Annotated in this window: 11 protein-coding genes; 4 read left to right on the top strand and 7 right to left on the bottom strand. The window is 37.2% G+C overall.

Features of this window, described 5'->3' with window-relative positions:
* Positions 1-54: 54 nt before the first annotated feature.
* The gene (gene dprA / locus DDF69_RS04605; protein ID WP_114819736.1) at positions 55-1,164 is read right to left on the bottom strand and encodes a DNA-processing protein DprA; all 1,110 of its coding nucleotides are present in this window, start codon (positions 1,162-1,164) and stop codon (positions 55-57) included.
* A 33-nt stretch (positions 1,165-1,197) separates the two neighbouring features.
* Complete coding sequence (locus tag DDF69_RS04610) at positions 1,198-1,965, bottom strand: rhomboid family intramembrane serine protease (protein WP_114819737.1); 768 nt, start codon at positions 1,963-1,965, stop codon at positions 1,198-1,200.
* Between the two features lie 251 nt (positions 1,966-2,216).
* Between DDF69_RS04610 and DDF69_RS04615 the strand changes: the two genes are divergently transcribed.
* Together DDF69_RS04615 and DDF69_RS04620 are read left to right on the top strand one after the other, a co-directional pair.
* Complete coding sequence (locus DDF69_RS04615; RefSeq protein ID WP_114819738.1) at positions 2,217-3,143, top strand: DUF3078 domain-containing protein; 927 nt, start codon at positions 2,217-2,219, stop codon at positions 3,141-3,143.
* Positions 3,144-3,371: 228 nt separating this feature from the next.
* The gene (locus DDF69_RS04620; protein ID WP_114819739.1) at positions 3,372-4,295 is read left to right on the top strand and encodes a DUF3078 domain-containing protein; all 924 of its coding nucleotides are present in this window, start codon (positions 3,372-3,374) and stop codon (positions 4,293-4,295) included.
* A 72-nt stretch (positions 4,296-4,367) separates the two neighbouring features.
* Here DDF69_RS04620 and sufD read toward each other — a convergent pair whose 3' ends face one another.
* The 4 genes from sufD to DDF69_RS04640 all read right to left on the bottom strand — a co-directional run bounded on the left by sufD (position 4,368) and on the right by DDF69_RS04640 (position 8,680).
* Positions 4,368-5,675, bottom strand: a complete 1,308-nt coding sequence (gene sufD, locus DDF69_RS04625) for a Fe-S cluster assembly protein SufD (protein WP_114819792.1) — start codon at positions 5,673-5,675, stop codon at positions 4,368-4,370.
* Between the two features lie 159 nt (positions 5,676-5,834).
* Positions 5,835-6,578: a Fe-S cluster assembly ATPase SufC gene (gene sufC, locus DDF69_RS04630; RefSeq protein ID WP_114819740.1), complete on the bottom strand. Its 744-nt coding sequence runs from the start codon at positions 6,576-6,578 to the stop codon at positions 5,835-5,837.
* A gap of 240 nt (positions 6,579-6,818) precedes the next feature.
* Entirely contained in the window at positions 6,819-8,267 is a 1,449-nt protein-coding gene (gene sufB / locus DDF69_RS04635; protein WP_114819741.1) for a Fe-S cluster assembly protein SufB, read from the bottom strand.
* A gap of 83 nt (positions 8,268-8,350) precedes the next feature.
* The gene (locus tag DDF69_RS04640; protein ID WP_027372006.1) at positions 8,351-8,680 is read right to left on the bottom strand and encodes a HesB/IscA family protein; all 330 of its coding nucleotides are present in this window, start codon (positions 8,678-8,680) and stop codon (positions 8,351-8,353) included.
* A gap of 212 nt (positions 8,681-8,892) precedes the next feature.
* On the opposite strand from DDF69_RS04640, the gene DDF69_RS04645 reads away from it, so the two are divergent.
* Positions 8,893-9,831, top strand: coding sequence for a GLPGLI family protein (locus DDF69_RS04645; protein ID WP_114819742.1), 939 nt, complete (start codon positions 8,893-8,895; stop codon positions 9,829-9,831).
* Between the two features lie 12 nt (positions 9,832-9,843).
* On the top strand, positions 9,844-10,698 hold the full coding sequence (locus DDF69_RS04650) for a GLPGLI family protein (protein WP_114819743.1): 855 nt from the start codon (positions 9,844-9,846) through the stop codon (positions 10,696-10,698).
* Between the two features lie 66 nt (positions 10,699-10,764).
* Here the strand turns inward: DDF69_RS04650 and DDF69_RS04655 are convergent, their stop codons facing one another.
* On the bottom strand, positions 10,765-11,628 hold the full coding sequence (locus tag DDF69_RS04655) for a neutral zinc metallopeptidase (protein WP_114819744.1): 864 nt from the start codon (positions 11,626-11,628) through the stop codon (positions 10,765-10,767).
* Between the last annotated feature and the right edge of the window lie 51 nt (positions 11,629-11,679).

Here is an 11,679-nt window from a genome sequence, read left to right on the forward strand (position 1 = left end):
TTAAAAATGAAATGTTATGTGTGAAATAATGCAGTATTAAGAAATCGTTAAATCTTAAATTGCGATGAATTGCCTCCCGGAATATGATTTTACTTTCCCTAAAAGTTCCAATTCTAAAATTATTGGTAAGATTTTGTGAGTGGGAAGATCAATGCTCTGTGCCAGATCATCTAAAGAAATCTGAGGTTGGTCTTTCACAGATTGGTATATTAAGTTTTGATTGTCAGATAATTGTGTGATGGTCTCGCTATAAGGAAATAATTCTTCCATTTTTTCTTTGGGATCATTTAAGCCAAGGAGTCCGATAAGATCTTTCAGGGTAGAAATAGCGGTTGCTTTATGATGGAAAATCAGTTGATTGCATCCCTGGCTGCAGCTGTCCGTAATCTTTCCCGGCAGCGCAAAAACATCACGGTTATAATCATTAGCAAAAGCTGCGGTGCTTACAGAGCCTCCTCCGAAACCGGTTTCTACTACAATTGTTGCCGGAGATATTCCTGCCACAATTCTGTTTCTCTGAATGAAATTTTCCCGGTCTGGTTTTCTGGAAGAGCTGAACTCCGTTATTAATGCACCTCCTTCCTGTAAAATTTTCTCAGATAGTTTTCTGTTTTTTGCCGGATATAAATATTGAAAACCATGGGCAAGAACAGCTACAGTAGGTTTTTTTTGACAAATAGACTGTTCGTGGGCTTCTTTATCTACTCCTAAAGCGAGACCGCTTATAGAGGTGTATTCTGAGGATTGTGTTGCTTCGAAAAAGTCTTCAATGAACTGCTTCCCATAAGCAGTCATATTCCGGGTTCCTACAATACTTACCTTAGGCTGGGCATCCTCAATATTCCCTTTTTGATAAAGAATAGCGGGAGCATCATTGCATTCATTAAGTAGGGAAGGGATTTCTTTAAGGTGTTTCAGCCTGATCTGAATATTATTTTTTTCGCAAAAATTCAATTCTTCTTCTGCGAAATTCAAATGAGACTTATTTCCAATATCTGAAACTGTTCTTTGTCCTATTCCTTCCAGCTTTTTATATTCTTTTCTGGCTCTTTTCCAGGCTTCCTGAGCGCTTCCGAAAGTACGGATAAGTTTATGAAAATGAATGTCGCCAATCTGGCTGCATTCGCGGAGAGCGATGGCATATAAATATTCTTCGGAATTCATGTGTGTTTTTTTTCAAATGTAATGAAATAAGTTTTATCTTTTTCTCAATTCATCCAGATGATCCCAGATATCATCTTTTTTCTTGTAAGGAAGTTCCATAAAATCCTCAGGGTGATTTTCCTTGTATTCCTGCCACAGTTTATCATCCTTTTCACTGTAATAATTCGGAAACTCCCAGATGAATTTTTTCTTCTTTTCGCCGACATTTTTAAAGGCAAACGCAATGATACTGCCTACTACAGCTCCTGAAAGATGGGCCTGCCAAGAAATTTTGCTCGGCTCCTGCATGTTGTAAAACAGTTCTTCGGGAAGCATTCCCCAAACCAAACTGCCATAATAAAGCACAACAAGCATTGAAATTGTGAGCAGCTTTGTGTTCCACTTGAATACCCCGCTGAAGAAAAGAAAAAAAGCGAGTACATAAACTACGCCACTGGCCCCGATGGTACAAGTGTACATATATTCACCAGTAAGGATATCAATAGGAGGAAGAAGCCATACCAAAAGTCCTGTTGCCAGCCAGCCGATGATAAAAACTTTATTGGCAACCAATGGATAAAACTGATACAGCAAAAACATAAGTGCTGCTATCGGAATAGAATTTCCTATAATATGATCAATATTTCCATGTAAAAGGGGAGAAGTAACTACCCCAAGCAATCCCTCGGGTAAGAGAGGAATAATGGCTCCAAAACAGCTTTGAAAAAAGCCCTGCATTTGTAAAAAATACCCGAACCACATCGCTGAAAGCATCAGCAATGGGTAAATAACCGCTCTTTTGGAAATTGCATTTTTGAACATATGGATTTTACGTCAAATCAAAAGCCAATAATAAATTTCGGAAAATTTGTCGATGAATTCGTTTCTACCGACCTGATTTTAAGACAAAAGGTATTAAATTTAACTTTTGAACTTATTATTTTGGCATTGATTTTATAGAAATATCTTGTTATGAGGTGATTCAGCATATTGAAATTCGATTCTTTTTAAAGCTGAACTTACCTTTAAAAAAAATTATATTAATATTTTTGCATTGAAAATTATTTAGAGTAATGAAGAAGTTTTTATTGATTCTTTCCTGTTTTATAGGAATATATGCAAGTGCACAAGAAGAATTGAAAAAAGATTCGGTAGTAGCAGACACCGTAAAATACTGGTCGGTTTTAGGAAAAAATACATTAATGATCAACCAGGCGGCCTTTTCAAACTGGGTAGGAGGTGGAGCCAATAACGTAGGATGGCTAGCCGGGATCAATTATAATCTGACCTATGAAAAAGACAAAGACCTTTGGGAAAATATCATCATTCTAGGGTACGGGCAGAATGATACAAAAGGCCTTGGGATCAGAAAAACACAGGATGTTATCAATATTTCTACCAATTATGGAAGAAAATTTTCAAAAAGCTGGTATTTCTCCTTAGGAGCTGGTTTGCAATCACAGTTTGCGGCAGGATATGAAGATGGGAATAATCCTGAAGCCAAAAAAATCTCTAATTTTATGGCACCAGGTTACCTGAACGTCGGGATGGGTATCACGTACAGACCCAATGATGATCTTACGGTAACTTTACGTCCTACCAACGCCAGGTGGACATTTGTATTGGATAAAGATCTTCAGACAGCAGGGAGCTATGGTTTAAAAAATGACGGAGATACTTCTTTATTGCAATTTGGTTTTCTGGGAACGGCAATGTATAAACTGAAAATAATGGAAGATATCTACTTAACGAATACTGCTTCTGTCTTTTCAAACTACCTCGATCATCCGGAAAGGCTGGTTCTTGCTTACGGAGCTCTATTGAATCTGAAGGTAAATAAATACATATCCTCCAATGTGACCGTAGATTTGCTCTACGATCATAATCAGATAGAAAAAACGCAGTTGAAGCAAACTCTCGGAATCGGATTTGCCTATACGCTGGCAAATGGAGTGAAACGTTCTGATCGGAAAGACAGCCAGTGGTGGATCAAAAAATAGTTTAGAATTCGTTTATTATAAATACAAACACTTCAGAAATGAAGTGTTTTTTTCTTTACGAAATTCTGTATTTTTAAGTTGACTTAAGTTTGGTGGGTAATTATTTCGTTTTCAAGTGGTTTATTTTCAATTTGTTATACGTCTGGTTTTAATTATGTTAAATTCATTTTAAAGTGAATTTTATGATGGCGTAAATTATTATTTATACATTTGTAATAAATCAACATTATGAAAAAACTTTTATTGATCAGTTCTATCTCTTTTGGGGCTGTAGCATTCGCTCAGGAGGCTAAGACAGAAGCTCCGGCATCAGACACCGTTAAAGCATGGTCTATTCAGGGACAAAATACATTAATGCTTAACCAGGCTGCGTTTTCAAACTGGGTAGGAGGTGGAGCCAACAACGTAGGGTGGCTTGCTGGTGTTAATTACAACCTTACATATGAAAAAGGGAAAGATCTTTGGGAAAATATCATTATCCTGGGTTACGGGCAAAATAATACGCAGGGAACCGGAGTAAGAAAGACTCAGGATGTTATTAACCTATCTACAAACTATGGTAGAGAATTTGCCAAGCATTGGTATTTGTCTGCAGGTGCAGGGCTTCAGACTCAGTTTGCTCCGGGTTATGAAGATGGAAATAATCCTGATGCCAAAAAGATTTCTAATTTCATGGCTCCCGGATATCTGAGTGTAGGAGCTGGGGTTACTTACCGCCCCAATGATAATCTTACCGTGACTTTACGTCCTGCGAATGCAAGATGGACTTTTGTATTAGACGATGATCTTCAGAAAGCGGGAACTTATGGTCTTAAAAATGATGGCGACTCTTCTCTTTTCCAATTCGGTTTCCTGGGAACAGCAATGTATAAGCTGAAAATTATGGAGAACATTACCTTGCTGAATACGGCTTCTGTATTCTCAAATTATCTCGACCATCCGGAAAGACTGGTTCTTGGATACAGCGGGGTTTTAAGCATGAAGATCAATAAATATATTTCTACCAACGTTACTCTGGACCTTTTGTATGATCATAATCAGATATGGAAGACCCAGTTGAAGCAGACTTTAGGCGTAGGATTGGCTTATAATTTTGATAACGGTAAGAAACGTTCAGAAAATAAAGATAACCAAAGCTGGTTGAAAAAATAAGACAGAAATACAATCTGTGATACAATAAAAAAGCACTTCAAATGAAGTGCTTTCTTTATCAATATATAAGTTTTAAAATTCTATATCAACTCCCAATTTCTCAGCTAATAGCTTGGAAATTTTCTCTTTTAGAGGTTCTATATCAATATTCTGCATAGCATCATTCGCGAAAGCATATAAAAGTAATGCCTGAGCTTCTTTTTTCGAAATTCCTCTGGCTCTCAGATAGAATAAAGCATCTTCATTCAATTGTCCTACTGTACATCCGTGAGAACATTTTACATCGTCTGCAAAAATTTCTAACTGAGGTTTTGTATCAATACTTGCCCCTTCGCTTAGCAATACATTGTTGTTTTGCTGATAAGCATTTGTCTTCTGAGCAATCTTGTCCACAAAAACTTTTCCATTGAAAACTCCGTGAGCATTCCCGTCAAAGATTCCTTTGTAGTTCTGGTAACTTTCACAGTTCGGGAAGTTATGGTGAACCGCTGTATGGTGATCTACCAACTGATCTTTCCCGATAATGGTGATTCCGTTCATGAATGAATTGATATTGGATCCATTATGAATAAAATCAAGGTTGTTTCTTACCAGTTTACCTCCGAAGGAGAACGTATTTACCGTTGTTAAACTATCTTTTTCCTGTCTTGCGAAAGTATTGTCGATAAGATAGGTTGTGTTGTTATCGTTCTGAAGTTTGTGCCAGTCAGCCTTTGCATTAGGGTAGGTAAAGATCTCCGTTACAGAGTTTGTTAACACATAAGTGCTGTCAAAATTGTGATGGCTTTCAATGACCTCTACTTTAGCTCCTTCTTCTACGATCAAAAGGTTTCTTGTATTGTAAAACGTGTTTTCTTCCTGGTTCTGAGAAATGTAAAAAACGTGGATTGGCTTTTCAATCACTACATTTTTAGGAACTTTAAGGAAGAATCCATATTTGCAGTAAGCAAGGTTCAGGTTCGTAAAAGCCTGTTCTTTGGAAGCAATCGTATTGAAATACTTTTCAAAAACCTCTTTATGCTTCTCATCATTCAATGCATAATTGAAAGAAAGGAATTCTACATTCTCAATAGAAACTTTAGATAACTCCTTGTGAAGCTTACCGTTTACAAAAACAATCCAATCAAAATTTTCTTCCCCAAGGTGCAGTTCATCAAACTGCTCTTTAGTGATATTGTGGCTCTCTTTCGGGAAGAAGTTGTAGCTTTTTTCCGTGATTTCCTTTAGATTGGTATATTTATATTCTTCGTCTTTTTTTGTCGGAAAACCAATGTTGGCAAATCTTTGAAGAGCTGCTTTTCTGCTTTCATCAAGAAACCTGTGACGAAGACTCTCCAAAAATTCATTATGGTTCTCTATAATTTGTTCTTTTAATGCCATTACTGGTATATCTGTGGTTTGCACCATTTTTTCTTTTTTTTTGAACTAAAATATTGTTATTCCGAGGAATAGGAATCCAATTTTTACTTTAGAGATTCATATTTGCTGCACTTCATAAATGGTTGCCATAATTTCAAATCTCAAATAGTAAATTTCAAATTAATTTAAAAGCCAGTCGTAACCTTTTTCTTCAAGTTCTAATGCTAAAGACTTGTCACCTGTTTTGATGATTTTTCCATCTGCTAAAACGTGAACGAAATCAGGCTGAATATAGTTAAGCAATCTTTGATAGTGGGTAATCAAAAGAACTGCATTTCCTTCATTTTTAAAGTAGTTCACTCCATCTGCAACGATTCTTAAGGCATCAATATCCAATCCTGAATCGGTTTCATCAAGGATAGCTAATTTAGGATTAAGCATCATCATCTGGAAGATCTCATTTCTTTTCTTTTCACCTCCGGAGAATCCCTCGTTCAATGATCTTGAAAGGAAATCTTTTTTGATCCCCAGCTTTTCAGACTTCTCGCGGATTAACGCAAGCATTTCTTTTGCCGGCATTTCTTCCAGTCCGTTGGCTTTTCTCGTCTCGTTCAAAGCAGCTTTGATAAAGTTCGTTACAGAAACTCCCGGAATTTCCACTGGATACTGGAAAGAAAGGAAAATCCCTTTGTGAGCTCTATCTTCAGGAGCATCTTCGCTGATGTCTTCTCCCTGGAAAAGAATCTCTCCACCAGTTACCTCGTAATCTTCTTTTCCTGCGATTACAGAAGAAAGGGTAGATTTACCAGCTCCGTTGGGTCCCATGATCGCGTGAACTTCGCCCGGCTTTATTTCAAGATTAATACCTTTTAATATTTCTGCGCCATCTTCAATTTTGGCGTGAAGGTCTTTAATTTGTAACATTCTTGCTAACTTTTGCTTTTTATAATTGTATGAGCTTCTTTCCTTTATATACACATCGTCTTTATATGGGATTTTTCCTCAATAGACGGACAGAAGCTTTTTATATTTTATGTTTATAATAATCTTCAATGAAGACTATAACTTATATTTCCCTTTAATGGTTGATCATCGGATAAAAACTCTGAAAACCTTGCCTTTAAATCAGTTTGTTTTTATCTGAAGGGTTCTTTTTTGATGATATTATCCTACAGAACCTTCTAATGAAATCTCTAGTAATTTCTGAGCTTCAATAGCAAATTCCATTGGAAGCTTGTTCAAAACTTCTTTGCTGAAACCATTCACAATCAGAGCAATGGCTCTTTCAGTATCAATCCCTCTCTGGTTACAGTAGAAAATCTGATCTTCTCCGATTTTTGAAGTCGTTGCCTCGTGCTCTAACTGTGCCGTAGGATCTTTGATTTCAATATAAGGGAAAGTATGAGCTCCACATTCATTACCCATCAATAAAGAGTCACACTGTGAGAAGTTTCTTGCTCCTTTTGCAGAAGGCATTACCTTCACCTGTCCTCTGTATGAGTTTTGTGATTTCCCTGCAGAAATACCTTTTGAAATAATCGTTGATTTGGTATTCTTTCCGATGTGGATCATTTTTGTTCCTGTATCTGCATACTGGTGGTTGTTGGTAACTGCAATAGAGTAGAATTCTCCGATAGAATTGTCTCCTTTAAGGATACAAGACGGATATTTCCATGTTACTGCAGAACCTGTTTCTACCTGTGTCCAAGAGATTTTTGCATTTCTTTCGCAAAGTCCTCTTTTCGTTACAAAGTTGAATACACCTCCTTTTCCTTCTTCATTACCAGGATACCAGTTCTGAACCGTTGAATACTTGATCTCGGCATTGTCTAAAGCAATAAGCTCTACAACAGCTGCGTGAAGCTGGTTTTCATCTCTTGATGGTGCTGTACATCCTTCAAGATAAGAAACATAACTTCCTTCATCAGCAACAAGAAGCGTTCTTTCAAACTGTCCTGTTCCTGCCTGGTTGATACGGAAATAAGTGGAAAGTTCCATAGGGCATTTTACCCCTTTAGGAATATAACAGAAACTTCCGTCAGAAAATACTGCGGAATTCAATGCTGCATAAAAGTTATCTCCTCTCGGAACTACTTTTCCAAGATATTTTCTTACTAAATCAGGGTGGTTTTTAATAGCCTCAGAGATGGAGCAGAAAATAATTCCTTTCTCTGCCAATGTATCCTGGAAAGTGGTTTTCACAGAAACTGAGTCCATTACGATATCTACGGCAACTCCGGAAAGTCTTTTTTGCTCTTCGATATTAATCCCTAGCTTTGCGAATGTCTTCAACAACTCAGGATCTACTTCGTCAAGACTTGCCAGTTCTGGCTTTACTTTAGGAGCAGCGTAGTAACGGATTGCCTGAAAATCTGGTTTTTCATATTTGATATTGGCCCATTCAGGCTCTACCATTTTCTGCCAGATTTTGAAAGATTCCAATCGCCATTCAGTCATCCATTCCGGTTCTTCTTTTTTAGCAGAGATCGCACGGATGATGTCCTCATTTAAACCAGTAGGGAAATCTTCATAATCAATCTTCGTTTCCCAACCGAATTCATATTTTTTATTTTCTAGATCGACTCTTAAATCGTCTTCTGTATATTTACTCATTACTTTTTTTTAGATTTCAGATTTTAGATTTCAGAATTCAGAATAGCTCTGAGGTCTGAAATCTAGGATCTAATGTCTTTTCTCTAAAGACTAAATGATTCCCCGCATCCGCATGTTCTGGATGCATTCGGGTTGTTAAAAACAAACCCTTTTCCGTTCAATCCTCCTGAATACTCAAGAGTTGTTCCTGCTAAATAAAGGATGGATTTTTTATCTATAATAATTTTAATGTTATTATCTTCAAAAATCTGATCTGTGTCTGTTTTTTGGTTATCAAACTTTAAAACATACTCTAAACCAGAGCATCCGCCGCTTTTCACCCCTACTCTTATATAATCTTCAGCAGGGTTAAAACCATCTTCCGTCATTAACTGGATGGCTTTCTCCTTTGCATAGTCTGATACTTTTATCATTGTATTTATTTAGAATGATTTAATGATGCAAAAATACAAACTAATTTCCGCAATCTCAAATCGAAGATATCTATTTTAATGATTCTGATATTAATAGCAATATCTGATAAGATAAATTATGTTAAAAAATGATAATTTTAGCCCTTCAATGTGAAGATTTCATTAAGGATTTAACCTTGAATCTTATTTTCGATCTATAAAGAAAATTGGTAATGAAACAAAAAATAATAGTTTTTTTTGTGTTGTTTTTCACCATTGTATCCTATGGACAAACTACCAGATTTGTTTATGAAACCTTGGTAAATCCGGATTCTATCAATCTGGTAAGTATGAAAAGCGAGAGAACTTTTCTGGATGTTAAAGGAGATCGTTCCTTATTCATCAGTGAAAATAAATTGAAAAGAGACTCTCTTTTTGCAGAATTAAGGTCAGAAATAAAAGAAAATAAAAAAGAGGAAAAAGATTTTTCAAAAATGGAAGGAAAAAAACATTTTGAACCTACATTTTTTGAATATTTCATTACCAAGACCATTCCGGATCAGAAAGTATATTATTATGAGAAGGCTTCCGGAAAACAGATTTATTACCAGGAAGACAGACCTGTCAAATGGGAGGTAACTAATGTTGTGGAGAAACAGAATGGATATTCCGCCCAAAAAGCAGTTGCCGGGTTTGGAGGAAGAGTCTGGACAGCCTGGTTTACCAAAGAAATTCCATTGTCTGACGGTCCTTACAAGTTTTCAGGATTGCCAGGACTAATTGTAAAACTGGAGGATGATAAAGGAGACTATAAATTTGATCTTGTGAAAAAGCTCACGATTAAAAATGCTTTTGAAGAACAGATACATTCTGATGCCAAGCAAAGTACAAGAATTAATTTCCATGGGGATAAAGCTGCTCTTGAACTGGAATTCGGTAAAAACAAAAAAGCGATGGCCGGAAATATGAATTTCGGAGGCGGAAAACATGGCGGCGGAATGAATGGGGGAGGAATGAGCGGTAGCGGAATGAGAGGCGGCGGCCACGGAGGTGGTGGAATGCACAGAGGCGGAATGGGTGGAGACAATCAGGGAATGCCGATGTCACAAGGCCCCTCTGTAGAAACTCCTTCTTTTACCAATACAGTACAGAACCCAATTGAATTAAAATAAATAAAAATATAAATGAAAAAATTAGGTATTATCGCATTGGCACTCTTCATACAGAATGTTTCTGCACAGACTAACAGGTTTGTGTATCAGGTGACTATGAAGCCTGATGCTGAAAATAAAACAGATATCAAGACTGAAAATGCTTATCTGGATATTTCTCCGGAAAAGTCAGTGTTTTATTCTGAAAACAGAATCAAAAGAGACTCTATTATGCAAAAAGCATTTCAGGGTGGAGGAGGAAGAGGAAGTATCAACAGAGATCAGATGGAAGGATTGAGAACGAATATCAGCTATTCCATTGAAAAAGATAAAACAAATCAAAAGACCTATTTTAAAGACAGAATCGGACGAGATCTCTATTCTTATGAAGAAGACAGACCTCTGAACTGGAAAATTGAATCAGAAACGAGAAAAATTGGTGAATACAAAGTTCAGAAAGCTGAAACCGATTTTGGAGGAAGAAAATGGACCGCATGGTTTACCACAGATCTTCCTTATCAGGACGGACCTTATAAATTCGGAGGACTTCCGGGACTGATTGTAAAAGTGGAAGATGATAAAGGAGATTATTCTTTTGATCTCATGAAAAACTATAAAATTGCTGAGTTTCCGACGTTGAACCAGTTTGGAAATACTTTAAAAGTAAAAAGAACAGATTATTTAAAGCAGCAGCAAAAGTTCAAGACTGATCCAATGTCATTCATGAGTCAGAGTGCAGTTGGTATCAGCGCTCCGATGAGAGTAGGTGGAGGAGGAAGGGGCCCTGGAGGCGGAGGGAATCAGAATCCTGCCGATATGAGAAAGAGAATGGAGGAAAGGGTAAAAGAAGAAGCCAAGAAAAATTCTAATCCAATCGAATTGCAATAAACAAAAAATGCGGTCTTAAGCTAAGACCGCATTTTATTTTATATCATTACAATAATTGTAGTAAAACTATTTTAATAATTGGTTGAAAGTATCACCCTGTCTGATGTCTCCGGTGTTATAACCTTTCATAAACCATTCTTTACGTTGTGCAGAGGAGCCATGGGTAAAGCTTTCCTGGTTCACATATCCCTGTGCTCTTTTCTGAATATTATCATCTCCAACGGCTTCTGCAGCATCTATGGCAGATTCTATGTCTCCTGGTTCAAGAATGTGTTTGCTGTCATTGGTTCTTTTTGCCCAGACTCCTGCATAGAAATCAGCCTGTAATTCTGTAGCAACAGATACTCTGTTCATTTGTTCTTCAGAATATCTCCCACTTCTTCTTAAAGCATCCACTTTTTGAGTAGTTCCTAAAAGAGTTTGTACATGATGTCCTACTTCGTGGGCAAGAACATACGCTACAGTAAACTCAGTTACCTTAGCTCCGAATTTTTGCTGAAGCTCACCAAAAAAGCTCATATCCATATAAACTTTCTGATCGGCAGGGCAGTAGAATGGTCCCATAGCAGACTGCGCTGTACCACATGCTGAAGAAGTTGTATTTTCAAAAAGAACAATACCTGGGTCAGTATAAGTCATACCATTTTCTTTAAATATTTGAGTCCAGGTCTGGCTATTCCATGCATCCATCATCTTTACCATTTCTCCAATCTGCTTTTCACCTGTAGTCAGTTCTCTTTGCTCTCCGGAATTTCCTGAAGGCTGCATGCCGCCAGAATTCAAAATACCGGATGGGTCACCTCCCAAAAAGAACACGATGGCTGCTATAATTAATGTTCCGAGTCCGCCTCCTACAATCATGCCTCCACTTCCGCCTCCTGAACCACGGCGGTCATCAACGTTTCCGCCTCTGTCGTCTGTCCATTTCATATCAATAAATTTATGGGTTAATTTAAATATTTTACACCAGATTATAAGCGA

Source organism: Chryseobacterium sp. KLBC 52, from assembly GCF_003347605.1.
Lineage (GTDB): Bacteria > Bacteroidota > Bacteroidia > Flavobacteriales > Weeksellaceae > Chryseobacterium.

Bases quoted from the DNA above. Each gene is read 5' to 3' on its own strand.
- sufC (WP_114819740.1), bottom strand. From the start codon at position 6,578: ATGTTACAAATTAAAGACCTTCACGCCAAAATTGAAGATGGCGCAGAA.
- DDF69_RS04645 (WP_114819742.1), top strand. From the start codon at position 8,893: ATGAAACAAAAAATAATAGTTTTTTTTGTGTTGTTTTTCACCATTGTA.
- dprA (WP_114819736.1), bottom strand. From the start codon at position 1,164: ATGAATTCCGAAGAATATTTATATGCCATCGCTCTCCGCGAATGCAGC.
- DDF69_RS04650 (WP_114819743.1), top strand. From the start codon at position 9,844: ATGAAAAAATTAGGTATTATCGCATTGGCACTCTTCATACAGAATGTT.
- sufB (WP_114819741.1), bottom strand. From the start codon at position 8,267: ATGAGTAAATATACAGAAGACGATTTAAGAGTCGATCTAGAAAATAAA.
- sufD (WP_114819792.1), bottom strand. From the start codon at position 5,675: ATGGCATTAAAAGAACAAATTATAGAGAACCATAATGAATTTTTGGAG.
- DDF69_RS04620 (WP_114819739.1), top strand. From the start codon at position 3,372: ATGAAAAAACTTTTATTGATCAGTTCTATCTCTTTTGGGGCTGTAGCA.
- DDF69_RS04610 (WP_114819737.1), bottom strand. From the start codon at position 1,965: ATGTTCAAAAATGCAATTTCCAAAAGAGCGGTTATTTACCCATTGCTG.
- DDF69_RS04615 (WP_114819738.1), top strand. From the start codon at position 2,217: ATGAAGAAGTTTTTATTGATTCTTTCCTGTTTTATAGGAATATATGCA.
- DDF69_RS04655 (WP_114819744.1), bottom strand. From the start codon at position 11,628: ATGAAATGGACAGACGACAGAGGCGGAAACGTTGATGACCGCCGTGGT.
- DDF69_RS04640 (WP_027372006.1), bottom strand. From the start codon at position 8,680: ATGATAAAAGTATCAGACTATGCAAAGGAGAAAGCCATCCAGTTAATG.